The sequence below is a fragment of the Mesorhizobium sp. DCY119 genome (genome assembly GCF_003590645.1).
In the GTDB taxonomy this organism is placed as follows: Bacteria; Pseudomonadota; Alphaproteobacteria; order Rhizobiales; family Rhizobiaceae; genus Mesorhizobium_M.
In genome coordinates this window covers 441,203-465,224 of record NZ_CP031834.1, presented here as the reverse complement: position 1 = coordinate 465,224, position 24,022 = coordinate 441,203, and the positions used below count along the sequence as shown (strand labels likewise).

Genomic DNA, 24,022 nt, shown 5'->3' with positions numbered 1-24,022 from the left:
GCCGTAGCCGCCGCAACTGGCGGTGCAGGCAGTTGATTTCCGTCACGCAGCGCTCAAAAATTGGGGAGGGCCGTGAAACCGGCTTAATAATCGGCGATGGCTTTGCTGATCGAAACAGGACGCGCTCCTCATGAAGATGGACCGCCGGGCTTTTCTCTCCCATGCAGCCGCTGCCGGGTTGCTTCTTCCTGCAACCGCCGCCAGGGCCCAAGGTGAGCCGAAGCTCGTTCGCGAGGACTATGCGGTGGCGCGCGAGCGGTTTCGCACGCATCTGACCCAGACCGGCCCTTCGCCCGATCCGCCGCAGCCGCTTTCGCCGCCGCATGGCGCCCGCCGGCTGGACTACAGGTCCGGCCCGCTCAAGCTTGCCGCGTGGGTATCGGAGAACGCCGATGCGTCGAGGCCTCGGCCGGGCGTGCTCGTGTTGCATGGCGGCAACGCATTGTGGCCGGGCCATTGGGACGATCTTGCGCATCCCTTCGTGAAAGCGGGCTATGTGGCGATGATCCCCGCCATGCGCGGCGAGAACGGCTTGCCGGGGAGCTTTTCGGGCTTTTATGACGAGACGGCCGACGTTCTTGCCGCAGCCGACGTCCTGCGGGCCTATCCGGGGGTCGATCCGGCCCGCCTTTACATTGCGGGGCATAGCGTCGGCGGAACGCTGACCTTGCTTGCGGCCATGAGCAGGCATCCCTTCCGTGCAGCCGCCGCTTATGCGGGCAACCCGGACGCGCGGGCTTTCTTCCGCCATTTTCCCGAGGACATCCGCTTCGATGCCGACGATCCGCAGGAGTTCGACATGCGCTCGCCGGTCTGTTTTGCCGGCAGCTTCAAATGCCCGGTGCTGATGCTCCATGGCAGCAAGGAGATGAACAGCGATCACACCGTCCGCCTGACGGTATCGCGGGCGCGTGCGGCCGGCCTGGATGTGCGCCGTGCCATCGTCGAAGGCGATCACTCCTCGGCCATACCCGGCGAAAGCGCGGAGGCGCTTCGCTTTTTCGAGACCATCTGACAATCCTGGCGACAGAACTGCAGGGCTCTGCGCAGCCAGTTTTGCGGTGCCGGGTTTCAACCCGCGTTCGACTTGTGTAATCCTGCCGCCATCATTCATGAGCGGGAATATCAATGGCCTTTTCGGACATCTTTGCGCGGCTGGTTGCAATGGTTGGCGCAGGCGTGATCCTGTTGCGTCATCGGGGTGACCAGGCCTTGCCGCAGGCGGTCGGGGACACACCGGCGATTCCGCCAGCCAGGCCACAGGGCATTCCGACGCTGAAGATGCCGACGGCACGGGGCTGGCATGAGGGGCGGACGCCGGTTGCCGCGCCCGGCCTCAAGGTCAACGCCTTCGCGCGCGGATTGCAGCATCCCCGCTGGATCGAGGTTCTGCCGAATGGCGACGTGCTGATCGCCGAGGCACTGAGCACGCCCGGCGGCATACGCTCGGCGTTCGACTATGCGATGTACAGCACCATGAAGCGGGCCGCCGCCGTCGGCGTCAGCGCGAACCGCATCACGCTGCTGCGCGACGCGGATGGCGACGGTGTGGCCGAAACGCGGGAAATCTTTCTCGCTGGGCTCAATCAGCCCTTCGGCATGGCGCTGGTCGGCGACACTTTCTACGTCGGCAACACCGACGGCCTCTTGGCCTTTCCCTATAAAACCGGCGAGACACAGATTTCGGCTACCGGCCAAAAAATATTCGACTTCAAGCCGGGTGGCCATTGGACGCGCAGCATCCTTTCCAGCCGCGACGGCACCAAGCTCTATGTCGGCGTCGGATCGCAGAGCAATATCGGCGATGAGGGCATGGAGGCCGAGGAAGGCCGCGCGGCGATCTACGAATATGACATCGCCTCCGGTCAGGGCCGCATCTTCGGCGCGGGCCTGCGCAATCCGGTCGGGCTCGCCTGGGAGCCGCAGACGAACGTGCTCTGGACGGTCGTCAACGAGCGTGACGGCCTCGGCGACGAGACGCCGCCCGACTATCTCACCTCGGTGCAGGATGGTGGCTTTTACGGCTGGCCTTACTGCTACTGGGGCCAGACGGTGGACGACCGCGTGCCGCAGGACGCAGCTTTGGTTGCCCGCGCCATCCAGCCGGATTTCGCGCTCGGCGGTCATACGGCATCGCTCGGCCTGTGCTGGATGCCGGCGGGCACGCTGCCGGGATTCCCGGACGGCATGGCAATCGGCCAGCACGGCTCGTGGAATCGCAGCAAACTCTCAGGCTACCGCGTCGTCTTCGTGCCGTTCGAGGGGGGAAAGCCGTCCGGCCCGGCGCGGGACATACTGACCGGCTTCCTCGCCCCGGACGAAAAGGTTTCCTACGGCCGTCCCGTGGGCGTCGCCATCGGGCCGGATGGTTCGCTTCTGGTGGCCGACGATGCCGGTGATGCCATCTGGCGCGTGACGGGAGCCTGAGAGACCGTTTTGGAAACTCGCTTTGGCGGCCATCTGATGGCGTTTTCTGCGCTTACTAGAGCGCCGCGCGTCCGGTTGGACGCGCAAAGGACGCTCTAGAACTTTGCTTGGCGCATGACCCCGAAATCGATTCCGATTTCGGGGTCATGCGTTGCTCACGGACCCGAATGTCCGCTGCGCTACGGTTCTCGAAACCACCACCACATGACTCGCCAAAGCGAGTTTCGAAACGGTCTCTGAGAACGGCCGGAACGGGCTGGCGTTAGATCAGCCCGACCTGCTCGGCTGCTTCGCGCAGATTCTTGCGTGGGCGCGGGCCGATCTGCTGGATGACCAGCCCGGCCGCCAGCGAGCCGAGCTTGCCGCAATCGGCGAGGCTTCGGCCTGATGTGTAGCCGAACAGGAAGCCGGCGGCGTAGAGATCGCCGGCGCCGGTCGTGTCGACGAGTTTCTCGATCTCGATCGCATCGACGGTGACGGTTTCATCGCCGCGCACGATCACCGAGCCGAGCTCGGAGCGGGTGACGGCTGCGATCTTGCAATCCTTGCGGATCAGCTCCAGCGCCTGCTCGAAGGATTCGGTCTGGTAGAGCGATTTCGCCTCGCTCTCATTGGCAAACACGATGTCGACCGTGCCGGTCCGCATCAGGTCGAGGAATTCGTCGCGGTAGCGGTCGACGCAGAACGGGTCGGACAGCGTCATCGACACTTCGCGGCCGGCGGCGTGCGCGTGGCCGGCGGTGAGGCGGATCGCTTCCTTGGCCAGCGGCGGGTCCCACAGATAGCCCTCGAAATAGGTGACCTTTGCACCGCTCGCCTTGTCGGCCTCGACATCGTCCGGGCCGAGTTCGACGCAGGCGCCGAGATAGGTGTTCATCGAGCGTTCGCCATCGGGCGTGACGAAGATCATCGAGCGCGCCGTCGGCGGTGTGCCGGTCAACGGGCTGGTGTCGAAGGCGACGCCCTGGGCGTGGATGTCGTGGGTGAAGATCTGGCCGAGATGGTCCCGGGATACCTTGCCGAAATAGGCCGAGCGCCCGCCGAAGCTTGCCACGCCCGCCGCCGTGTTGCCGGCGCTGCCGCCCGAAGCCTCGATCGCCGGGCCCATGCGGCTGTAGAGCAGCTCGGCGCGCTCGGCGTCGATCAGGTTCATCGCCCCCTTGATGATGCGGTTTTCCGTGAGAAAGGCGTCGTCGCATTGGGCAATGATGTCAACAATGGCATTGCCGATGCAAAGCACGTCATACTGGCTCATGAAAATCTCCGCAGAACCGCGCAGGAAAGATGAATTCCTTTGGCACACCGGCCGCGCGTGGGTCTAGACCATGATCTTGAAAAGTGGAACCGGATTTTCACAAAAGATCATGGTCGACCGGAAATGCGGGGCGGTTTTGCAAAGCCTGCCGGCTGCGCATTCTTGCGGTCGGCAGAAAGCCTGCCTATCTCTCGGCGGTTGCAAGCGCCCTCTGGACGCGAAAGGAACTGTTGCCGATGATCCTCGACGCCGCCCGCGCCGCTGCCGGCAAACTCTTCACCGCTGAATTCCGCACGGTGTTTTTCAAGACTATCGGCATCACGCTGCTGGCGCTGGCCGCATTGTGGTTCGGCCTGCATCAGGCCTTCGATGCGCTGGCCCTGCCATGGATCGATGCGCTGCTGCCGGGATTTCCATCCTGGGCCGGCTGGCTCAGCCTGATCGCCGCGATCCTCGCCGGCATCGGGCTGGCGCTGGGGTTGGCCCTGCTGATCGCTCCGGTGACGGCCGTGGTAGCCGGCCTGTTTCTGGATGATGTCGCCGAGGTGGTCGAAAGAAACGATTATCCGCAGGACAAACCCGGCCGCGCGGTGCCTGCCGTTCGGGCGCTGATCCTGTCGCTGAAGTTCTTCGGTATCGTCGTCCTGGGCAATCTGTTCGCCCTGCTTTTGCTGCTGGTGCCGGGGGTCAATATCGGCGCCTTCTTCGTCGTAAATGGCTATCTGCTCGGTCGGGAATTCTTCGAATTCGCCGCCATGCGCTTCCGGCCGGAAGCCGAGGCCAAGGCGCTGCGGCGCAAATATGCCGGCACGGTGTTCATGGCCGGCCTGGTGATAGCGGCGTTCCTGGCCGTGCCCCTGCTCAACCTGCTGACGCCGCTCTTTGCCGCCGCCATGATGGTGCATCTGCACAAGATGGTCTCAGTGCGGGAACGTGTAGAGGCTTAGCATCAAATTGCCCCTCACCCTTACCCTCTCCCCGTGAAGAACGGGGAGAGGGAGATCGCCAGCGTTGCGGCCAGCCTCCTTCTCTCTCCGCCCTTACTAGGGGAACCGCATATGGCAGGGCAGACCCCACTCCGCCGAGCTTCGCTCGGCACCTCTCCCCCTCAAAAGGGGAGAGGAAGGGAGCCAAGCTTACGAACGGCGTTTCCTCTCCCCCGTCGATCGGGGGAGAGGTGGCTCGGCGAAGCCGAGACGGAGTGGGGGTCGAATTTCACGCGACAGGCCTGCCGTCCTTACGGCGTAAAGGTTGTGGCCCGAAACCTGCGTCAGGCAATTACCTCACCAGAAACCCACGACCCAATTCGTCATCCTCCTCGCGGAAGAACTCGGCTTTACCGGAGTAGAAGGCCCTGCCGCCGACACGCGCGATGATGGCGTCATGCGCTCCAGCCGTCGTCGTCCGTGCCACTGAGCCCTTGAATTGCGAGCCGACGATGCTTTCGAACAGGCGCGTCTCGCCGACTGCCAGCGCCCCCTTTGCATGCATGGCCGCCAGCCTCGCGGTGACGCCGGATCCGGTCGGCGAGCGGTCGACCTCGGCCTCGGCGAAGACACAGATGTTTTTGGTCGCTTGGCCGTTGGTGCCGTCGCCGCCATCGGTCAGGATCGTGCCGTAGAGAAAAGCGAGATCGTCATGGTCGGGATGCGACAGCGGGAAATCCCGCTTCAGCGTTTCGGTCAGCGCGGTTGCGGCATCGACGAAGTCGCGGGCGCGGTTTTTGCCAAATTCCAGCCCGAACTGGCGGCAGTCGGCCAGCGCGTAAAAAGCGCCGCCATAGGCAATGTCGAAGGCGATGCTGCCATGGCCCGGCAAGTCAAGGCTCTGGTCGCGCGCAAACAGAAATGCCGGCACGCTTTCGAATGAGACGGCACCCGACTTGCCGTCCTTCAACTCAACCGAGGCGACGACCATGCCGCAGGGGCATTCGATGTTGACCGTGGTTACCGGTTCCTGCGCCGCAACGATGCCCTGATCGATCGCATGGCGGCCGAGCGCGATGATGGCGTGGCCGCACATGGTCGAATAGCCCTCATTGTGCATGAACAGCACGGCGAGATCGGCTCCCGGCAGGTCGGGTTCGACCAGCAGCGCGCCATACATGTCGTAATGGCCGCGCGGCTCGAACATCAGCAGTTTGCGCAGATGATCGAGATTGTCCCGCACATAGGCCCGCTTCTCAAGGATCGTGCCGGCGGGAATCTTGGGATAGCCTCCGGTGACGATCCGAAGCGGCTCGCCACCGGTGTGCATGTCAACGACGGTGACGCTTTCGGTCATGCGTCGGCGGTCGAGAACATGGTCTGCAATGCGCCGAAGGCCATGCCGTCGCGCGAGAACTCAAATGTGCCGTTGTCCAGCATTTCGCGCGATGCCTTCTGCAGCATGCCGAAGGCGTAGGTCGTCAGCTTCGAGCCGAGCGAGATGCGTTTCGCGCCGGCCTGGGCGAGCCCGTCCACGGTGAAACCCGGCACGACCAGCACATTGACCGGTTTGGACACTGCCGAGCAGATCTTGCGGACCGTCTCAATGTCGGTGATGCCCGGCGCATAGAGAACGTCAGCGCCGGCCCGCTCAAAGGCTTGCAGCCGCGCGATCGTGTCGTCGAGATCGGGGTTGTCGCGCAGGAAATTCTCCGCCCGTGCGGTGAAGACGAAATCGTGCCGCAGCGCGCGCGCTGCCTCCACCGCGGCGGTGACGCGCTCGACCGCATGTGAGAACTCGTAGACCGGCTTGGCCGGATCGCCCGAAAAATCCTCGATCGAGCAGCCGGCAAGGCCTGCCGCTTCGGCGGCGAAGATGGTTTCGGCAGCACTTTCCGGGCTGTCGCCCTTGCCCTTTTCCAGGTCGGCCGAAACCGGCAGGTCCGTTGCGCCGGACAATTCCTTGCAATGGGCGATCATGACGTCGAAAGGCACGCCGCCGTCGGGCAGGCCGCGCGAAAAGGCAAAGCCGGCGCTGGTCGTGGCCAGCGCCTTGAAGCCCGAGGCTGCCAGCAGCTTGGCGGTGCCGATATCCCATGGGTTGGGGATGACGAAGGCGCCCGGCGCCTCATGGAGCTTGCGAAAAACCGCGCCCTTGTCCATTGCAGATGACCTCGATCAGGGTGAATTGAAGCCAAGTCTACGCTGGAGATTGTGGCACGGCAAACCCGATTCAGGCGATCGGAATCAATCCTGACAGCGCGCGCATGTCGTCGAACAGAATACCGCCCGACGCCGCCATTCCATCCCGGTCCGAGTGCGGATCGCCGTGATAGGCAAAGACGCGCATACCGGCTGACACGCCCGCCGTGACGCCCGCGACGGTGTCCTCGATGACGATGCAATCAGCAGGCGAAAGGCCCATCTGTCGGGCGGCGTGAAGGAACAGGTCGGGGAATGGCTTGCCGCGTTCTACCATCGTCGCGCTGAACATGGCATGCTCGAAATAGGGCAGAAGCCCGGTGCCGCCGAGCGTCATCTTCATCTTTTCCGGCTTGCCGGAGGAGGCGACGCAGAAGGGGATGCCTGCTGCCTTAACAGTCTGGATGAAAGTCTCGACATGGGGAATGGCCTGCACGCCATCGAGAATGCGCGGCAGCTCGGCATAGATGTCGTCGACGAAATTGCCGATCGTAATGCCCGTCGCCTCGATCTCCTGCTGGACCGAGACGAGCGAGCGGCCAACGAAGCGCCGCCGGCATTCCTCATAGGTGACCGGAAAGCCCCGCTGCGTGAGCACGGACGCCATGAACTCGTTGGCCGGCCGCTCGGTGTCGACCAGGATGCCGTCGCAATCGAAGATGACGAGCTTTGGCGTCGTCACGCGCTGCCCGTCGAGCCGAAGCCACCGGCGCCGCGCTCGGTCGAGCCGGCAAGGCTGCGTTCCTCGATCGAGGCGCGCGTCACCGGAGCAAAGATGATCTGGGCGATGCGCATGCCGCGCGTGACGGCAAAGTCCTCGTCGCCGAGATTGACCAGCAGAACCTTGACCTCGCCGCGATAGTCGCTGTCGATCGTGCCCGGCGTGTTGAGGCAGGTGATGCCGTGCTTGAAGGCAAGGCCGGAGCGTGGCCGTATCTGCCCTTCGAAACCTTCCGGGATTTCGAGGATCAGCCCGGTCGGCACCAGAGCGCGCTTGCCCGGCAGGATCAGCAGCGGCCGGTCTTCAGGCACCGCCGCGCGCAGGTCCATGCCGGCCGCCCCCGCCGTCTCATAGGCCGGCAGGTCGAGGCCATTGCTGTGGGAAAGCCGGACGACGCCGACGACAGGAGAATTTTGGGAAGCCGTTTTCATGGCGCGATCTATCGTCCGGCTTGAGGGTTTCGTCAATTCCAGTGGCCGTTCCTTCAACGGATTTCGACAGGAACGACCGTCGTCTCCTTGATCTCTTCCATGACGAAGGAGGCGGAAACGTCCGACAGCGGCACCCTGGCGATCAGCCGCTGGTAGAGGCGGTCATAGGCTTTCACGTCCGACACGCGGGCGCGCAGCACATAATCGAGGTCGCCCGACATGCGGTAGACGCCGGTGATTTCCGGAAATGCGGTGACCGCGCTGCGGAATTTTATCAGCCATTCGGGGTCGTGGTTGGAGGTGCGCACGATGATGAAGACCGAGAGGCCGAGGCCGAGCTTTTCGGCATCGACCAGCGCCACGCGCCCGGTGATGAAGCCGTCATCCTCCAGCCGCTTGACCCGCCGCCAGCAGGCATTGCGCGAAAGGGCGACGCGCTCGGACAACTGATCGACGGAAAGCGTGCCGTCCCGCTGCAGTTCGGCGAGGATTCTTCGATCGATCGTATCGATTTTTTCGCTCATTTGGGATGAATGTCCCAAAATTATCCTTCGGACAAGGAAAAATTGGGACGAATCACCATGTCGGGCGGGTTAATCTTCACGCACGGTCAAAAATGGGAGACAGCAATGAACCGCGTCGCAAGGATTTTCACCGATCACCCGGCTTCGGTCGACGAGAGCTATCTCGAGCACATGGCCTTTGCCGGAAAATTCTCGGGGAGGCTGTTCCTGGCTGCCTTCGCCGCCCTCATTCACGCTTTGTTACCCTTCCTGTTCGAATCTACGGCGAGCGGAATCATTCGCCAGCTCTACGAGCGGACGCATAATCGCGCGAAAAACGCATGACCTTCGTCCGAAAAGTCTGCAACTTTTCGGGGTCAAGCTTGAGGGGCAAGTAAATCGATGTGCCGATGGGCGGCCTATCTCGGACCTGAAGTCTTTCTCGAAGACATCGTTGCCGCCCCCTGCCATTCGCTGATCGCCCAGAGCCACCATGCGCTCGAAGCCAAGTCGCCGACCAATGGCGACGGTTTTGGCGTTGCCTGGTATGGCGCGCGGCCTGAGCCCGGCCTCTACCGCGACATCCTTCCGGCATGGTCGGACCCGAATTTGAAAAGCCTGTGCCGGCAAATCCGGTCCGGCCTGTTCCTGGCCCATGTCCGCGCCGCGACCGGCGGCGCGACCAGCCGCATGAACTGCCATCCCTTCGTGTCGGGCCGCTGGGCCTTCATGCATAACGGCCAGATCGGCGGCTTCGAGCGCGTGCGCCGCGGCCTCGAAAATTCGATCAGCGATACGCTCTACGACCAGCGCGAAGGCACGACCGATTCCGAATTGTTTTTCCTGATGATGCTTCAGGAGGGGCTGGCCGAAGATCCGCAGGGTGCTGCGTCCCGCGCGACGGTGCGCGTGCTTGAAGCCTGCCGCCGTGCCGAGCTGGAACCGGCGCTGAAACTCACCGCCGCCTTTTCAGACGGCGAGACGCTCTACGCGATCCGCTATTCCACCGACGCTCATGCGCCGACGCTTTATGCGGGCTCGTTCCGCGAGTCCGGCGGCCGCTGCCTCGTCTCCGAACCGTTCGACCGCGAAGGCCCGAACTGGCAGCCGATCCCGCCTTCGAGTTTCGTCACCATGACGGCAGACGCGATGACGATTCGGCCGTTCGAGCCGGAGGCAGCGGCTGTTGCCTCTGCCACTCGCCAGCGCATCCCGGCCTAATTCACCGGATAGGGGCCGTCGGCAAAAACCTCGTCGTGATAGCCCTTGGAGCCTATCGCCTGCGCCAGCGGGCTGCGCGGATCGTGCCCGGCCTTGAGGCGCTCGAGGATCGAGCCGAAATCGTAGCGCGGCTGCCAGCCGAGTTCGCGCCGCGCACGCGCGTTGACATAGACGCGTCCGATGCTCGGAAACATCGTCCAGCCCAGACGCCGGTATTCGACCTCGTAGCCCGGCACGCGTCGCCGCACCACGCTTGGCGCATCGGTGCGCAGTTCGGCCAGGTCCTCCGGCAGGAAGGGCGTGGTGGCGCTGATGATGTATTTGCCGAAGCCGATCGCCGGCGCGCGCTCGATGGCAAGCAGATGCGCGTCGACGATATCGCTGATGTCGACGCGACGGTTCAGGAACTCGTTGACCTTGACGTTGGCATCGTCGGGATAGGTTTTTCGCACATCGCTGTCGTCGTCCTCCTCGGGGAAGAAGCGCGAGGTGCGCAGCACGATCGCCGGCAGCTTCTGGTTTCTCGAAAACAGCTGGCACAAATCTTCCGCTGCCGCCTTGGTCACACCATAGATGTTCTTGGGAACGGGCATGACGTCCTCGGTGATCCAGGCGGCGGGAGCACCGGCCGGCGGCACCAGCGCGTCGCCGAAGACGCTCGTCGTGCTGGTATAGACGAAAGCGCTGACGCCCGCAGTGGCAGCCTCTTCCAGCAGGTTGAGCGTGCCGCTGATATTGGTATCGACGAAATCCTGCCGGCTGTGGGTGGCGACATGCGGCTTGTGCAGCGTGGCGGCATGGAGCACCGCCTGCATGCCCTGCATGTGACGCCGCACGAAGGCACGGTCGGTTATCGAGCCGACACCGGCCGTGGAGGGCGAAGCCAGAACATCGAGCCCGATGGCCTCGTGCCCTTGCTCACGCAGGCTGCGCATCAACGCTTCGCCGAGATGGCCGGCACTTCCCGTCACCAGAACTTTCATCGCGATTCGGTTCCCTTCAGCATGCCGTCGATAGTGCCGAAGCAGGGCTCGGTCGGCCATAGAAAATACCGGGATGTTCGCTCGTAGTTACCTCTTTTGGAAAGGATGGCGCTGCCCGGAAAGCATGCATATAGTTGGTCCAAGAGGAACTGAAGACGGGTTTTCATGCGGGGTTTCGATCTTGGATATTCAGCGGGGCGCTGGGCGTATATAGTTTTCTGGATTGTTCTTGCGCTCGGCGCAGGCATCGCGCTGGCCTATTTCAAACTGCACGTCATGATCGGCGCCATCACCGATGCTATGTGCGGCGCTGTCGATACTTGCGAGCCCGCCTCGGATAAGCAGGGAGCCGGTGTCTTCTACGCCTTCTTTGGCTAGCTGAATGCCGTTCTTTACCCGATCTCGCTTGCGGCCGCATTGTTTCTGCCACGGCACCGGTCGGTCATGATCGCGATGGCAGCGGTTCTTGTCATCTGCGGCTTCGCGATCGACGCTCTCGGCTTCATCTTCAATGCCGCGCTGACGATGCTGGTGTCCACGGCAGCATGGTCGCCTTTCTTCTGGCTTTCCGTAGGCTTCGCGGCCGCGCATCTCCTGCTCATGTTCGTCTTTCTTGGCAGGGCGTCATCAGGCAGGGACGCTCCCGATCCTCGGCTGCCGTCTTCCAGGGAGCCGTGAGAGATGGGCGCGACAACCAATTGGTTTTTGCCTGCCGCGGTGATGGCCATATCAGCGCTCCTGGCGCAGCCATTGCGTGTCGAAGCGGCAGCCGACGGAGCCTGCAACTTCGAAGGCTGGTCCGTCGCGGGCACGGACGCGCTTGCGAACATTCACGAAAAACCCGATGCCGCCTCGCCGGTTCTGGGCGTGCTGCCTGCCTATGTCGATAGCGACGACCATCGTTACGGCATCGCGCTTTCCATTGTCGGATCACATGAAAAATGGCTGCTTGTCGAAAATGCACGCGACGATCCGAACCGCACCGGATTGCCGTCGCGACCGACCTTTTCTGGTCGCGGCTGGATAAGCGGGGAGGCGGTGCGGTTCCAGGTGCAGTCCGCGCGTGGCTATGAGCGGCCCGACGCATCGAGCAATCGCGTTTTCGATCTAGGCGACAATTGGCTGACCGATGTCGCCGATATCCGGTCCGTCGAAGGCTGTGCCGGAGACTGGGCGCTTGTCAGTTTCGCCGCCGATGCGGAAGCCGTGAGCCGGCTGAAGAGCGAGCCGCAGGAAGGCCGCGCATGGTTCCGCCGAATCTGCGCCAATCAGGAAACGACCTGCGACGGCGTCACCGATTGAACTCGTCCGCCACGAGACAGGAGGAAGGAACATGATGCGAATGCGTTCCCTTGCCGGCGCCCTGATCGGCCTGATGCTTGCCATGGGCAGCGGCCATTCGCAGGATTTTGGCATGGTCATGTTCAACGATTCGATCGACCTTACGAACAGCTACGTCGCGCAGTCGGCAATGGCCAGCGTCGCCAACGCCAATGCGAAAGCCAACGCCAGGCGGCCGGGTTCGACGGCCGGCAAGAAAGCCCTGCGCACCCTCGGCTTTCGCAGCGATCCCGCCGTGTCAGCCAAGGTAAAGGCGCGCTTCAGGTCGCAGCTGGTGCAATCCAATCCTGCCCAGGCAGCAATCGTCGACGCCGCGCTGAAGGCCGACTGGCTGAAAGGCTACGGCGCCGAGATCGCCCGGCCCAACGGGCTGGATGCGCGCAATCTTGCCGATGCCTACACCGCCTATCTCGTCGCGAGCTGGGCGCTCGTCAACAATGTCGAGACCCTCAGCGCCCGGTCCATCAAGGCGGTGCGCGACACGATGCGCGCCGCGATGATCGCCGACCCCAAGATCAGCCGTATGACCGACGGGCAGAAACAGGAGGTGGCGGAAGACCTCATCTACAACACCGTGCTTGTGATGGCGAACCGCATTCACATCAGCAAGTCCGGCGATGCATCGCTTCAGCGCAACGCCGCGAAGAATTACAGTGACCTGTTCCAAAAACAGGGCATCGATCTAGCCGCGCTCACGCTTACAGAGGGCGGCTTCGTCCGCCGTTGATCATATCTATCCCGCCTATTGAGAATAGGGGTCTTTACAAAACCGAAGCGCAGGCGTTCCGTAGAAAAAGTTGTTTGAGGGGACAAGGCAATGCTGCTTGGAATGTCGCTTTCCACATTCACTCTTCTTCATGTCATCACCAGTCTTATCGGCATCGTCACGGGACTGGTCGTTCTCTACGGGCTTTTGAAGTCTCAGCGCATGGATGGCTGGACGCTCATCTTCCTGCTCACCACGGTGCTGACCAGCGTCACCGGCTTTCTTTTTCCATTCAACGGGTTCACGCCGGCAATCGCTTTCGGCATCCTGTCGATGATCCTGCTGATTGCGGCAATCGCGGCGCGCTATAGCTATCATCTCGCCGGCTCGTGGCGATGGATCTATGTCGTGACGGCGGTGATCGCGCTCTATCTCAACTGCTTCGTGCTGGTGGTGCAGTCGTTCCTGAAGATCCCGGCGTTCAACGCGCTGGCGCCCACCGGTTCCGAGCCGCCTTTCGCCATCGTGCAGGGCATCGTGCTGCTGTCCTTCATCGTGACGGGGTTCCTTGCCGTCAGGCGCTTCCATCCGGTCGGCACCTGAGCGTACGTCTCCCGCCATTTCGTATTCGACAGCCTGCCGATGTGCTGCTAGAAGCCCGCGCATCAACAGGATCATCGTAAATGGCTGAAGACATAGCCAAGGCGGTTGCCAGGCGCCGCACATTCGCGATCATCGCGCACCCGGATGCCGGCAAGACGACGCTGACCGAAAAGCTGCTGCTGTTCGGTGGCGCCATCCAGCTTGCCGGTGAGGTCAAGGCCAAGAAGGACCGCATCCAGACCCGTTCGGACTGGATGAAGATCGAGCGCGAGCGCGGCATCTCGGTCGTCACCTCGGTGATGACCTTCGAATATGGCGACAACGTCTTCAACCTGCTCGACACGCCCGGCCACGAAGACTTCGCCGACGACACCTATCGCACGCTGTCGGCGGTCGACAGTGCCGTCATGGTCATCGACGCCGCGAAAGGCATCGAGCCGCGCACGCTGAAACTGTTCGAGGTTTGCCGCATGCGCGACATCCCGATCGTCACCTTCGTCAACAAGATGGACCGCGAGGCGCGCGACACCTACGAGATCCTCGACGAGATCGAGCAGAAGCTGGCGCTCGACACCGCGCCGATCACCTGGCCGATCGGCCAGGGCAAGACCTTTGCCGGCACCTATCATCTCGCCCAGAACGCGGTGCGCCGTGGCGACGACGAGAAGGAGCGCACGCCGGTCAACGGCCCCGATTCCAACCGCGCCGCCGGCCTGCTGCCCGACAATGACCGGCCGGCTTTCATCGAGGAACTGGACCTGGCGCGCGAGGCCTGCCGGCCGTTCGACCTGAAGGCTTTTCGCGAAGGGCACCTGACGCCGGTCTATTTCGGCTCGGCATTGCGCAATTTCGGCGTGCGCGACCTGATCGAAGCGCTGGGCGATTACGGTCCCGCGCCGCGCGCGCAGGAGGCCGACACGCGCAAGGTCGAGGCGACGGAGGAGAAGATGACCTCCTTCGTCTTCAAGATCCAGGCCAATATGGACCCCAACCACCGCGACCGCATCGCCTTCGTGCGCGTCTGTTCCGGCACGCTCCAGCGCGGCATGAAGGCCAAGCTGGTGCGCACCGGCAAGCAGATGAGCCTGTCTGCGCCGCAGTTCTTCTTCGCCCGTTCGCGCATCACTGCCGACGAGGCCTATGCCGGCGACGTCGTCGGCATTCCCAATCACGGCACGCTGCGCATTGGCGACACGCTGACCGAGGGTGAGGACATTCTGTTCCGTGGCGTGCCGAACTTCGCGCCGGAAATCCTGCGCCGCGTCAGGCTCGGCGATGCCATGAAGGCGAAGAAGCTGAAGGAAGCGCTCCAGCAGATGGCCGAGGAAGGCGTCGTCCAGCTTTTCCAGCCGGAGGACGGCTCGCCGGCCATCGTCGGCGTCGTCGGCGCGCTGCAGATCGACGTTCTGAAGGAGCGGCTGTCGGCGGAATACACGCTGCCGGTCGATTTCGAAATGGCGCGGTTCTCGGTCTGCCGCTGGATCGATGCCGACGACAAGGAAGATCTGCTGCGCTTCATCGAATCGCATCGCGGCGACATTGCCCGCGATCTTGACGGCGATCCGGTGTTCCTGGCCCAGCACGAGTTCTCGCTGAACTACGAGGCCGAGCGCTGGAAGGCGATCCGCTTCGCTGCGATCAAGGATTATCAGGTCCGCGACAAGGCGGCTTGACGATCAGAAACGGCCAAAGGTGAAGGCGGCTACCACGTCTCCACCGCCTCCGGCACGCTCAGGCTCTGAAGCGAAGTCACCGCCGTGCGGTCGATCGCCCCGATAACGGAGCGCGCGAGTTCGCGGCCGGCGAGCCGGATGTCTTCGTTGACGACGTAGATATTCGACCGCAGCAGATGCAGCAGCTTTGACGACTGTTTCGAGACGATGGCGACATCGGCGCCGACCGAAAGCCCGACATCTTCCGTGCCTGCGACCAGCGCGAATGTCGCCGAGCCGCTGCCGCTGACGATGCCGTCAGGCGGCGTGCGTCGGCGCATCAATTCCCTGGTGTGCTCGCGGATTTCGTCGATCGACTGGTCCAGATTGGCCGTGCTGAAGGAAATCTCGTCCAGTTCGCATTCGGCCAAAGCCGCGAGAAAGCCTTCGCGCATGTGCCGGTAATAGCTGAGGTTCGGCGTCGGCGCGAGCAGGGCGATGCGCTTGCGCCCCAACGCCTTCAGCTTGCGTACCGCCTGAACCGCATAGGCGCGGTTGTCGAAATCGTGGAACGGATGCTCGATCCCCATATGGGTGCGGCCATGGGTGGTGAAGGGAAAGCCGTGCTCGACCATGTAGCGCACGCGGGCGTCGTTCGGCTCGGTGCGCGAGATGATGATGCCGTCGGCCGAGCCCGTCTCGACCACGTAGCGCACCGGCTCCAGCGGATCGTTGGTGCGCGAATAGGGCGTGACGATGAAGTGATAGGGCGTCTGCGCCAGATGTTCTGAAATGCCGTAGATCATATCGGAGACGAAGCCGCCGACCTGCTCCTCGGTGTTGAGCACCAGGCTGATGACATTGGTCTTGCCGGTGCGCAGCCTGACGCCGGCGCGGTTCGGGCGGTAGCCGACCTGGCGGGCGACGAGCTGGACGCGCTTGCGCGTCTCCACGCCGATTTCCGGCGCATCCTTCAAGGCGCGCGAAACCGTGGTGACCCCAAGCCCGGTCATAAAGGCGATCGTCTTCAGCGTCGGCCGCTCGTCCGTTCTGGAAGAGGCCGGGCCTGTCGGATTGTCGGATTGTGGTCTGTCATTCATTGCCGTTGCCTGCGGCTCCCCGGAGTGCCCGCATATCGCACTCTAACCTTGGACCTTGCAAGTGTTTCCCGCAATACCTGTAACGTTTCAGAAAATGGTGCGGTGCGGAATCGATCGGCCTTCAAGCATGGTTAAGGCTGGCGCGGTCGCGGAACGGCTGGTTAGCCGGCAAGGCGTGATGAAACATGTCGCAGCTTTGATTCGAAAAGCAAATTTCTGCCGATTTATTGCGATGCAGCAAGGATTTTTGCATTTGCGGTTCTGGCAGGTGGTTGCGTTATATTTATTCGGAGCACGAAAAAATCACGCCGGCAGGCCACTCTTCTGTTGCGAAGTCATTTTTCTTCGCATAGCGTGCCGGGCTGTAACGTTTCAGATTTCAGGGAGGAGTGACGATGCGTTATTGTCTCACGACCGCTGCGCTTGCAGCGGGGGTTGCATTCATGACTGCCGGCGCCGCTTCGGCGACCGATCTCGAAGTGACGCATTGGTGGACCTCCGGTGGCGAGGCCGCTGCGGTTGCCGAGCTTGCCAAGGCCTTCGATGCGACGGGAAATCATTGGGTCGACGGCGCCATCGCCGGTTCCGGCGGCACCGCCCGCCCGATCATGATCAGCCGCATCACCGGCGGCGACCCGATGGGCGCCACCCAGTTCAACCACGGCCGCCAGGCCGAGGAACTCGTGCAGGCCGGGCTGATGCGCGACCTCACCGATATCGCCACCAAGGAAAAGTGGACGGAGATCGTTCGGCCGAAGAGTTTGCTCGACAGCTGCACCATCGACGGCAAGATCTACTGCGTGCCGGTCAATATCCATTCATGGCAATGGCTGTGGCTGTCCAACGAAGCGTTCGAGAAGGCTGGCGTGGCCGTGCCGAAGGACTGGAACGAGTTCGTGGCTGCTGCTCCGGCACTCGAAAAGGCCGGCATCGTGCCGCTGGCGGTCGGCGGCCAGCCATGGCAGGCATCGGGCGCGTTCGACGTTCTGCTCGCCGCAGTTGGCGGCAAGGACACCTTCCTGAAGGTCTATCAGGACAAGGATGCGGAATTTGCCGCCGGGCCCGAGATCGGCAAGGTCTTCAAGGCCGCCGACGATGCCCGCAAGATGTCGAAGGGCACCAATGTGCAGGACTGGAACCAGGCGACCAACATGGTCATCACCGGCAAGGCCGGCGGCCAGATCATGGGCGACTGGGCGCAGGGCGAATTCCAGGTTGCCGGAAAGGTGGCCGGCAAGGATTATTCCTGCCTGCCGGGGCTCGGCCTCAACCCCATGATCGCGACCGGCGGCGACGCTTTCTATTTCCCGCTGCTGAAGGACGAGGCGAAAGCCAAGGCGCAGGAAGCGCTGGCGACGACGCTTCTCGACCCCAAGACGCAGGTTGCGTTCAACCTCAAGAAAGGCTCGCTGCCGGTGCGCGGCGACGTCGACCTGAACACCGCCAACGACTGCATGAAGAAGGGCCTCGACATCCTGGCCAAGGGCGATGTCATGCCCTGGACCGACCAGCTCATGTCGCAGGACACCCAGAAGCAGAAGGAGGATCTCTTCTCCGAGTTCTTCTCCAATCAGGGCCTGACTGTCGAAGACGCCCAGAAGCGTTTTGCCGACATCATCTCGAGCGCCGACTGATCTCGCTGACGACAATACGCACCAGCCCGTCTGAAGCGGGCCGGTGCGTTCTGGCCTCATATCCGAAAGGATTGCTGTGAGCGAAACCTATCCGAAGCGCCCCAGCCAGTTGTTCAGGAACCTGAGCGCCAAGATCGCCTCCGTGCCGATGATCCTCACGGCGGTCGTGGTCTTCGCCGGCGGCACCGCCTGGACCGTGCTCTATTCCTTCACCAATTCGAAGCTTCTGCCGCGCTTCAATTTCGTCGGGCTCGACCAGTATTACCGGCTCTGGGCAGCACCGCGCTGGACCGTGGCCGTCGAGAACCTTGCAATCTACGGCGTGCTGTCGCTTATCTTCTCCCTGGCGATCGGCTTTCTGCTTGCCGCACTTCTCGACCAGAAGATCCGCTTTGAAGATACGTTCCGCACCATCTTCCTCTACCCGTTCGCTTTGTCCTTCATCGTCACCGGGCTGGTCTGGCAATGGCTGCTCAACCCGGATTTCGGCGTGCAGGCCGTGGTGCGCGGGCTGGGATGGGAAAGCTTCACCTTCAACCCGCTCTACGATGCCAGCATCGTCATCTACGGCATTCTGATCGCAGCACTCTGGCAAGGCACCGGTCTTGTCATGTGCCTGATGCTGGCGGGCCTGCGCGGCATCGACGAGGACATCTGGAAGGCGGCGCGCGTCGACGGCATCCCGATGTGGAAGACGTACCTCTTCATCGTCATTCCGATGATGCGGCCCGTCTTCATCACCACCATCGTCATCATCGCCTCGGGCATCATCAAGGTCTACGATCTCGTCGTCGCCCAGACCAGCGGCGGCCCCGGCATCGCTTCCGAAGTGCCAGCGAAATATGTCTACGACTATATGTTCTTCGCCCAGAACCTCGGCCAGGGCTTTGCCGCCTCGACCATGATGCTGCTCAGCGTGATCATCGTGGTCGTGCCATGGGCCTATCTTGAATTCGGGAGGGCGCGGCGTGGCTGATACCGCTGTCCTCGACATGGCGCCCGCTGACTCGCCGGCCGCATCGCAGATTGTGTCCGGCCCTCGCGGCGCGCGGCCGCGAAAAACCTTTTCCCGCCGCAACATCTTTCTCTACGGCACGCTTATAGTCGTCGCCGTCTATTACCTGCTGCCGCTCTATGTGATGGTCGTCACGTCGCTGAAGGGCATGCCCGAAATCCGCCTCGGCAACATCTTCTCGCCGCCGGTCGAGATCACCTTCGAGCCCTGGGTCAAAGCCTGGTCGCAGGCCTGCACGGGCCTGAACTGCGACGGCCTTTCGCGCGGCTTCTGGAATTCGGTGCGCATCACCGTGCCGTCGGTGATCCTGTCGATCGCGCTCGCTTCCATCAACGGCTACGCGCTCGCCAACTGGCGCTTCAAGGGCGCCGATCTCTTCTTCACCATCCTCATCGTCGGCGCCTTCATTCCCTATCAGGTGATGATCTACCCGATCGTCATCCTGCTGCGGGAAATCGGCCTTTACGGCAGCCTGTGGGGCCTCGTCATCGTGCATTCCATCTTCGGCATGCCCATCCTGACATTGCTTTTCCGCAACTATTTTACCTCGGTTCCCGAAGAGCTGTTCAAAGCCGCCCGCGTCGATGGCGCCGGCTTCTGGGGCATCTATTTCCGCATCATGCTGCCGATGTCGCTGCCGATCTTCGTCGTCGCGGTCATCCTGCAGGTCACCGGTATCTGGAACGACTTCCTCTTCGGCGTCGTCTACACGCGGCCCGACACCTACCCGATGACCGTGCAGCTCAACAACATCGTCAATTCAGTGCAAGGCGTGAAGGAGTACAACGTCAACATGGCCGCAACCATCCTGACCGGCCTCGTGCCGCTGATCGTCTACTTCGCTTCCGGCAAGCTGTTCGTGCGCGGCATCGCCGCCGGCGCGGTCAAGGGTTGATGGTCATGGCGGCAGGCAAGCCCAGCGTCTCGATCAAGGATCTGTCGCTCAATTTCGGCAATGTGCAGGTGCTTCAGGCGCTGAACCTCGATATCGCCGAAGGCGAGTTTCTGGTGCTGCTCGGGCCGTCCGGTTGCGGCAAGTCGACCTTGCTCAACTGCATTGCCGGCCTGCTCGATATTTCCGACGGACAGATCTTCATCAACGGCAAGAACGTTACCTGGGAAGAGCCGAAGGACCGCGGCATCGGCATGGTGTTCCAGTCCTACGCGCTCTACCCGCAGATGAGTGTCGAGGGAAACCTGTCCTTCGGCCTGAAGACGGCGGGGCTGCCGAAGGAAGAGATTGCCAAGCGCATCGCGCGCGCGTCCGAGATATTGCAGATCGAGCCGTTGCTGAAGCGAAAGCCTGCCGCGCTCTCCGGCGGCCAGCGCCAGCGTGTCGCCATCGGCCGGGCGCTGGTGCGTGACGTCGACGTGTTCCTGTTCGACGAACCCCTGTCCAATCTCGACGCCAAGCTGCGCTCGGAACTGCGCGTCGAAATCAAGCGCCTTCACCAGCGGCTCGCCAACACCATGATCTATGTCACCCACGACCAGATCGAGGCGCTGACGCTCGCCGACCGCATCGCCGTAATGAAGGGCGGCGTCATCCAGCAACTCGACGCGCCGCAGGCGATCTACAATCGCCCGGTCAATCGCTTCGTCGCCGACTTCCTCGGCTCTCCGAGCATGAACTTCATAAGCGGTCAGCTCGAAGGCGGCGAGAAGCCGCATTTCAAGGCCGATGGCGTTTCGGTGCCGCTCGATCGCTATGCTTTCGACAAGTCCGCCGGCGCCGGCGCTTGCATATTCGGCATCAGGCCCGAACATATCGCCCATGGCGAGCAGGCGACCGCCTTGCCGTTCTCGCGCGAAATCCAGGTCGACATCATCGAGCCGATGGGCTCCGACATGCTCGTCTGGACCAAGCTTGGCGGCAGCAATCTCACCTTCCGCGCCGAGGCGGAAAAGCCCCTGAAAGTCGGCGACCGCGTGATCGTCGGCTTCGATCCGGCGCGCGCCTCGTTGTTCGACGCTCCCACCGGAAACCGCATCTGAACTCCCAACATCAAACACGGACAATCGGCATGAACTGGTCATTTCAACTTTACAGCGCCCGCAATTTTCAGCCCTGGAACGATGTCGTCAAAACGCTTGGCTGGCTCGGTTACCGGGAAGTCGAAGGCTTTGGCGGCGTCTATGACGATCCCGCCGGCCTGCGCGCCGAACTCGACAAGAACGGCCTTGTCATGCCGACCGGGCATTTTTCCATCGACATGCTGGAGAACGACTTTGCCAGCGCGGAAAAAATCGCGAATACGCTCGGCATGAAGGTTCTGGTCTGCCCCTATCTGGTGGCCGAGCAGCGCCCGACCGATACGGCAGGATGGCAGGCTTTCGGCAAGCGCCTGGCCGCGGTGGGCGACAAGGCCAAGAAGGCCGGCTTCGGTTTCGCCTGGCACAATCACGATTTCGAATTCGCGGCACTTCCGGACGGCTCCGTGCCCCTGACGCACATTCTCGAAACGGCTCCCGATATCGGTTGGGAAGCCGACATTGCCTGGATCGTTCGCGGCGGTGCCGATCCCATGGCGTGGATCGACAAATACGGCTCGCGCATCGTTGCTGTGCATGTGAAGGATATTGCCCGCAGCGGCGAAGGACTGGACGAGGATGGCTGGTCCGATGTCGGCCACGGCACGATCGACTGGAGGGCGCTGACCACCGTGCTGCGCGACCGGACACCAGCAAAATACTTCATCATGGAACAGGACAATCCGAACAATTTCGAGCGCTTCGCCCGGCGCTCGCTCGAAGCCGCCAAGAGCTTCTAGGAGACGACGATCATGGCAAAGAAACTCGGGATCGGCGTCATCGGCTGCGGCAACATCTCCAAGGCTTACTTCAAGCTGTCGCCGCTGTTTCGCGGCATGGAGATGCGCGCCTGCGCCGACATAAATGAAGAAGCTGCAAAGGCGCGCGCAAAGGAGTTCTCGCTGCGCGCCGAGAGCGTCGACGGGCTGCTCAAGGCCGACGATATCGACATCGTCGTCAACCTCACCATTCCTGCGGCCCACTATGAGGTGTCGAAGCAGGTGCTGGACGCCGGCAAGCATGTCTATTCGGAAAAGCCCTTCGTGCTCTCGGTCAAGGAAGGGCTCGATCTCAAGAAGCGGGCAGAAAAGAAGGGGCTGCGCATCGGCTCTGCGCCCGACACCTTCTTCGGCGGATCGCACCAGCTTGCCCGCCACATGATCGACGACGGCAAGCTCGGCAAGATCACCAGCGGCACCTGCCATGTCATGAGCCACGGCATGGAGCACTGGCATCCGAACCCGGATTTCTTCTTCCTGCCCGGCGGCGGGCCGATCCTCGATCTCGGACCCTATTACATCACCAATCTGGTCCAGCTCATCGGGCCGGTGAAGCGGGTGGCGGCGCTGACCGCCATCCCCGCCAAGGAGCGGACGATCAGCTCCAAGCCGCGCGCCGGCGAAAAAATCCCCGTCTCGACGCCGACGACCATCCATGCCCTGCTGGAATTCGAGAACGGCGCGGTGATCACCTTCAATGCGAGCTGGGACGTCTGGCACAGCGGCCATGCGCCGATGGAGCTCTACGGCGAGGACGGCACGCTCTACATGCCCGATCCCAATTTCTTCGGCGGCGACCTGCGCTACACCAAGGGCAGCAAGCCGGCCAAGAAGCTGCCGAAATGGGACCATCCTTTCCAGAAGGCGAATGAAGTCCATTCGCAAGGACCGATGGCCAATTATCGCACGGCGGGCCTTGCCGACATGGCGATCGCCATCCGGGAGGGACGGCCGCATCGCTGCTCGCTCGACCTTGCGCTGCATGTCGTCGACATCATGACCGGCATCCTGAAATCGGGCGACAGCGGCAAGTTCGTCGACATGCAGACGACCTGCGAGCGGCCTGCCGCACTCGGCATCAAGGAAGCCAAGGCGCTGCTGGCGAAGAAATAAAGCGCCCGAAAAGCGAGGTTGTTTCGGACGATGAATGAATGATAGGTGCGTCCTTCGAGGCTCGCTTCGCGAGCACCTCAGGATGAGGGAGGTTGGTGCGCTTCAAGCCAGGTTCTGGAGAGCGTGCTCATCAGTATCTGGTCGAAGGGTGGCAGAATCCGAGTGAAGGATAGCGCCAACTTTCCTGATCTTTATAGTAGCACCAACCTCCCTCATCCTGAGGTGCGAGCGCAGCGAGCCTCGAAGGACGCACCCAATCTTTTAAGGAAATCACCATGGCCTGGCATCCCGCCGACAACCGCTACGAGACGATGCGCTACAACCGCTGCGGCCGCTCCGGCCTGAAGCTGCCGGCGATCTCGCTCGGGCTCTGGCACAATTTCGGCAATGATACGCCGCACCAGACCAAGCAGGCGATCTGCCGCAAGGCTTTCGACCTTGGCATCACCCATTTCGATCTCGCCAACAATTACGGCCCGCCGCCCGGCTCGGCCGAAACCGCTTTCGGCGAAATCCTCCGTACCGATTTCGCCGGCCTGCGTGACGAGCTGATCATTTCCAGCAAGGCCGGCTACGACATGTGGCCGGGGCCTTATGGCGAATGGGGCAGCCGCAAATATGTGCTGGCGAGCCTCGACCAGAGCCTCAAGCGCATGGGTCTCGACTATGTCGACATCTTCTATTCGCACCGCTTCGATCCGGAGACGCCGCTGGAAGAAACGATGATGGCGCTCGACCATGCCGTGCGCTCGGGCAAGGCGCTCTATGTCGGCATCTCGTCCTACAACTCGCAGCGCACCCGCGAGGCGGCCACGATCCTGCGCGAGCTCGGCACGCCCTGCCTCATCCACCAGCCGAGCTATTCCATGCTCAACCGCTGGGTCGAGGATGACGGGCTGCTCGATACGCTGGACGGGCTCGGCGTCGGCTCGATCGTGTTCTCGCCGCTGGCGCAGGGCATGCTGACGACGAAATATCTGAAAGGCATCCCTGAAGACAGCCGCGCCGCGCAAGGCAAGTCGCTGCGCCAGGAGTTCCTCAACGACAAGGCGCTCGCCAACATCAAGGCGCTGAACGCCATTGCCGAGAAGCGCGGCCAGACGCTGGCGCAGATGGCGCTGGCCTGGGTGCTGCGCGGCGGTCGCGTGACCTCCGCGCTGATCGGCGCCAGCCGGCCGGAGCAGGTGGAAGATTGCGTAGGTGCGCTGAAGAACCCGGATTTCTCAGATGCCGAGCTTGCCGAGATCGATCAATACGCCCGCGAGGCCGACATCAATCTCTGGGCTCGCTCAGCCGAGCGCACGGGGCCGGTGCGGAAGAAGTAATTTTCGCGCATTCGCTGAAAACAAAAAAAGGCGCAACCGGATTGCCGGCTGCGC

The 24,022-nt window shown here is 62.6% G+C and carries 26 protein-coding genes; 18 read left to right on the top strand and 8 right to left on the bottom strand.

Annotated features, from left to right (window positions below):
* Positions 1–130: 130 nt before the first annotated feature.
* Both DZG07_RS02225 and DZG07_RS02220 read left to right on the top strand, forming a co-directional pair.
* On the top strand, positions 131–1,015 hold the full coding sequence (locus DZG07_RS02225) for a prolyl oligopeptidase family serine peptidase (protein WP_119813961.1): 885 nt from the start codon (positions 131–133) through the stop codon (positions 1,013–1,015).
* A gap of 113 nt (positions 1,016–1,128) precedes the next feature.
* A complete protein-coding gene (locus DZG07_RS02220; protein ID WP_119813960.1) occupies positions 1,129–2,427 on the top strand; it encodes a sorbosone dehydrogenase family protein in 1,299 nt (432 codons plus the stop codon).
* Positions 2,428–2,689: 262 nt separating this feature from the next.
* Here DZG07_RS02220 and DZG07_RS02215 read toward each other — a convergent pair whose 3' ends face one another.
* On the bottom strand, positions 2,690–3,682 hold the full coding sequence (locus DZG07_RS02215; RefSeq protein ID WP_119813958.1) for an adenosine kinase: 993 nt from the start codon (positions 3,680–3,682) through the stop codon (positions 2,690–2,692).
* 236 nt (positions 3,683–3,918) lie between these two features.
* Here DZG07_RS02215 and DZG07_RS02210 point away from each other — a divergent pair, with 236 nt between their 5' ends.
* A complete protein-coding gene (locus DZG07_RS02210; protein WP_119821311.1) occupies positions 3,919–4,629 on the top strand; it encodes a sulfate transporter family protein in 711 nt (236 codons plus the stop codon).
* A gap of 331 nt (positions 4,630–4,960) precedes the next feature.
* On the opposite strand, the gene DZG07_RS02205 is transcribed toward DZG07_RS02210, so the two are convergent.
* From DZG07_RS02205 to DZG07_RS02185, 5 genes are all read right to left on the bottom strand, one after another.
* Positions 4,961–5,965, bottom strand: coding sequence for a proline racemase family protein (locus tag DZG07_RS02205; protein WP_119813956.1), 1,005 nt, complete (start codon positions 5,963–5,965; stop codon positions 4,961–4,963).
* Positions 5,962–6,771: an isocitrate lyase/phosphoenolpyruvate mutase family protein gene (locus DZG07_RS02200; RefSeq protein WP_119813954.1), complete on the bottom strand. Its 810-nt coding sequence runs from the start codon at positions 6,769–6,771 to the stop codon at positions 5,962–5,964. The genes DZG07_RS02205 and DZG07_RS02200 overlap by 4 nt, the downstream gene beginning before the upstream one ends.
* A gap of 70 nt (positions 6,772–6,841) precedes the next feature.
* The gene (locus DZG07_RS02195) at positions 6,842–7,492 is read right to left on the bottom strand and encodes an HAD family phosphatase (RefSeq protein ID WP_091911620.1); all 651 of its coding nucleotides are present in this window, start codon (positions 7,490–7,492) and stop codon (positions 6,842–6,844) included.
* Positions 7,489–7,962 carry a dUTP diphosphatase gene (gene dut, locus DZG07_RS02190; RefSeq protein ID WP_091911618.1) on the bottom strand — a complete coding sequence of 158 codons (474 nt, stop codon included), beginning with the start codon at positions 7,960–7,962 and terminating at the stop codon, positions 7,489–7,491. Before dut ends, DZG07_RS02195 begins: the two co-directional genes overlap by 4 nt.
* 53 nt (positions 7,963–8,015) lie before the next feature.
* Entirely contained in the window at positions 8,016–8,486 is a 471-nt protein-coding gene (locus tag DZG07_RS02185) for an Lrp/AsnC family transcriptional regulator (protein WP_119813952.1), read from the bottom strand.
* Positions 8,487–8,591: 105 nt separating this feature from the next.
* Here DZG07_RS02185 and DZG07_RS02180 point away from each other — a divergent pair, with 105 nt between their 5' ends.
* The gene (locus DZG07_RS02180) at positions 8,592–8,810 is read left to right on the top strand and encodes a DUF6356 family protein (protein ID WP_119821309.1); all 219 of its coding nucleotides are present in this window, start codon (positions 8,592–8,594) and stop codon (positions 8,808–8,810) included.
* A gap of 57 nt (positions 8,811–8,867) precedes the next feature.
* Positions 8,868–9,686, top strand: a complete 819-nt coding sequence (locus DZG07_RS02175; RefSeq protein ID WP_119813950.1) for a class II glutamine amidotransferase — start codon at positions 8,868–8,870, stop codon at positions 9,684–9,686.
* Here DZG07_RS02175 and DZG07_RS02170 read toward each other — a convergent pair.
* The gene (locus DZG07_RS02170) at positions 9,683–10,669 is read right to left on the bottom strand and encodes an NAD(P)-dependent oxidoreductase (RefSeq protein ID WP_119813948.1); all 987 of its coding nucleotides are present in this window, start codon (positions 10,667–10,669) and stop codon (positions 9,683–9,685) included. The genes DZG07_RS02175 and DZG07_RS02170 overlap by 4 nt on opposite strands.
* A 165-nt stretch (positions 10,670–10,834) precedes the next feature.
* Here DZG07_RS02170 and DZG07_RS02165 point away from each other — a divergent pair, with 165 nt between their 5' ends.
* The 6 genes from DZG07_RS02165 to DZG07_RS02140 all read left to right on the top strand — a co-directional run bounded on the left by DZG07_RS02165 (position 10,835) and on the right by DZG07_RS02140 (position 14,992).
* Entirely contained in the window at positions 10,835–11,047 is a 213-nt protein-coding gene (locus DZG07_RS02165; protein ID WP_119813946.1) for a hypothetical protein, read from the top strand.
* A 75-nt stretch (positions 11,048–11,122) separates the two neighbouring features.
* Positions 11,123–11,347: a hypothetical protein gene (locus tag DZG07_RS02160; protein WP_133304712.1), complete on the top strand. Its 225-nt coding sequence runs from the start codon at positions 11,123–11,125 to the stop codon at positions 11,345–11,347.
* A gap of 42 nt (positions 11,348–11,389) precedes the next feature.
* Positions 11,390–11,971 carry a hypothetical protein gene (locus tag DZG07_RS02155; protein WP_162931534.1) on the top strand — a complete coding sequence of 194 codons (582 nt, stop codon included), beginning with the start codon at positions 11,390–11,392 and terminating at the stop codon, positions 11,969–11,971.
* A 31-nt stretch (positions 11,972–12,002) separates the two neighbouring features.
* A complete protein-coding gene (locus DZG07_RS02150) occupies positions 12,003–12,737 on the top strand; it encodes a DUF6683 family protein (RefSeq protein ID WP_119920243.1) in 735 nt (244 codons plus the stop codon).
* Between the two features lie 90 nt (positions 12,738–12,827).
* The gene (locus DZG07_RS02145; RefSeq protein ID WP_119813938.1) at positions 12,828–13,319 is read left to right on the top strand and encodes a hypothetical protein; all 492 of its coding nucleotides are present in this window, start codon (positions 12,828–12,830) and stop codon (positions 13,317–13,319) included.
* Positions 13,320–13,399: 80 nt separating this feature from the next.
* Entirely contained in the window at positions 13,400–14,992 is a 1,593-nt protein-coding gene (locus DZG07_RS02140) for a peptide chain release factor 3 (protein ID WP_091911601.1), read from the top strand.
* 29 nt (positions 14,993–15,021) lie between these two features.
* Here the strand turns inward: DZG07_RS02140 and DZG07_RS02135 are convergent, their stop codons facing one another.
* Positions 15,022–16,071, bottom strand: coding sequence for a LacI family transcriptional regulator (locus tag DZG07_RS02135; RefSeq protein WP_119813936.1), 1,050 nt, complete (start codon positions 16,069–16,071; stop codon positions 15,022–15,024).
* Between the two features lie 395 nt (positions 16,072–16,466).
* Between DZG07_RS02135 and DZG07_RS02130 the strand changes: the two genes are divergently transcribed.
* The 7 genes from DZG07_RS02130 to mgrA all read left to right on the top strand — a co-directional run bounded on the left by DZG07_RS02130 (position 16,467) and on the right by mgrA (position 23,968).
* Entirely contained in the window at positions 16,467–17,705 is a 1,239-nt protein-coding gene (locus DZG07_RS02130) for an ABC transporter substrate-binding protein (protein WP_091911598.1), read from the top strand.
* Positions 17,706–17,781: 76 nt separating this feature from the next.
* Positions 17,782–18,681 (top strand): sugar ABC transporter permease, encoded by a 900-nt coding sequence (locus DZG07_RS02125; protein WP_091911759.1) that lies wholly within the window; start codon positions 17,782–17,784, stop codon positions 18,679–18,681.
* A 16-nt stretch (positions 18,682–18,697) separates the two neighbouring features.
* Positions 18,698–19,615, top strand: a complete 918-nt coding sequence (locus DZG07_RS02120; protein ID WP_119821307.1) for a carbohydrate ABC transporter permease — start codon at positions 18,698–18,700, stop codon at positions 19,613–19,615.
* A gap of 5 nt (positions 19,616–19,620) precedes the next feature.
* Positions 19,621–20,715 (top strand): sn-glycerol-3-phosphate ABC transporter ATP-binding protein UgpC, encoded by a 1,095-nt coding sequence (ugpC, locus tag DZG07_RS02115; RefSeq protein ID WP_119821305.1) that lies wholly within the window; start codon positions 19,621–19,623, stop codon positions 20,713–20,715.
* Between the two features lie 29 nt (positions 20,716–20,744).
* Positions 20,745–21,491, top strand: a complete 747-nt coding sequence (locus DZG07_RS02110) for a sugar phosphate isomerase/epimerase (RefSeq protein WP_119813934.1) — start codon at positions 20,745–20,747, stop codon at positions 21,489–21,491.
* 12 nt (positions 21,492–21,503) lie between these two features.
* Positions 21,504–22,643 carry a Gfo/Idh/MocA family oxidoreductase gene (locus DZG07_RS02105; protein ID WP_119813932.1) on the top strand — a complete coding sequence of 380 codons (1,140 nt, stop codon included), beginning with the start codon at positions 21,504–21,506 and terminating at the stop codon, positions 22,641–22,643.
* 275 nt (positions 22,644–22,918) lie between these two features.
* Positions 22,919–23,968, top strand: coding sequence for an L-glyceraldehyde 3-phosphate reductase (mgrA, locus tag DZG07_RS02100; protein ID WP_091911593.1), 1,050 nt, complete (start codon positions 22,919–22,921; stop codon positions 23,966–23,968).
* Positions 23,969–24,022 lie beyond the last annotated feature (54 nt).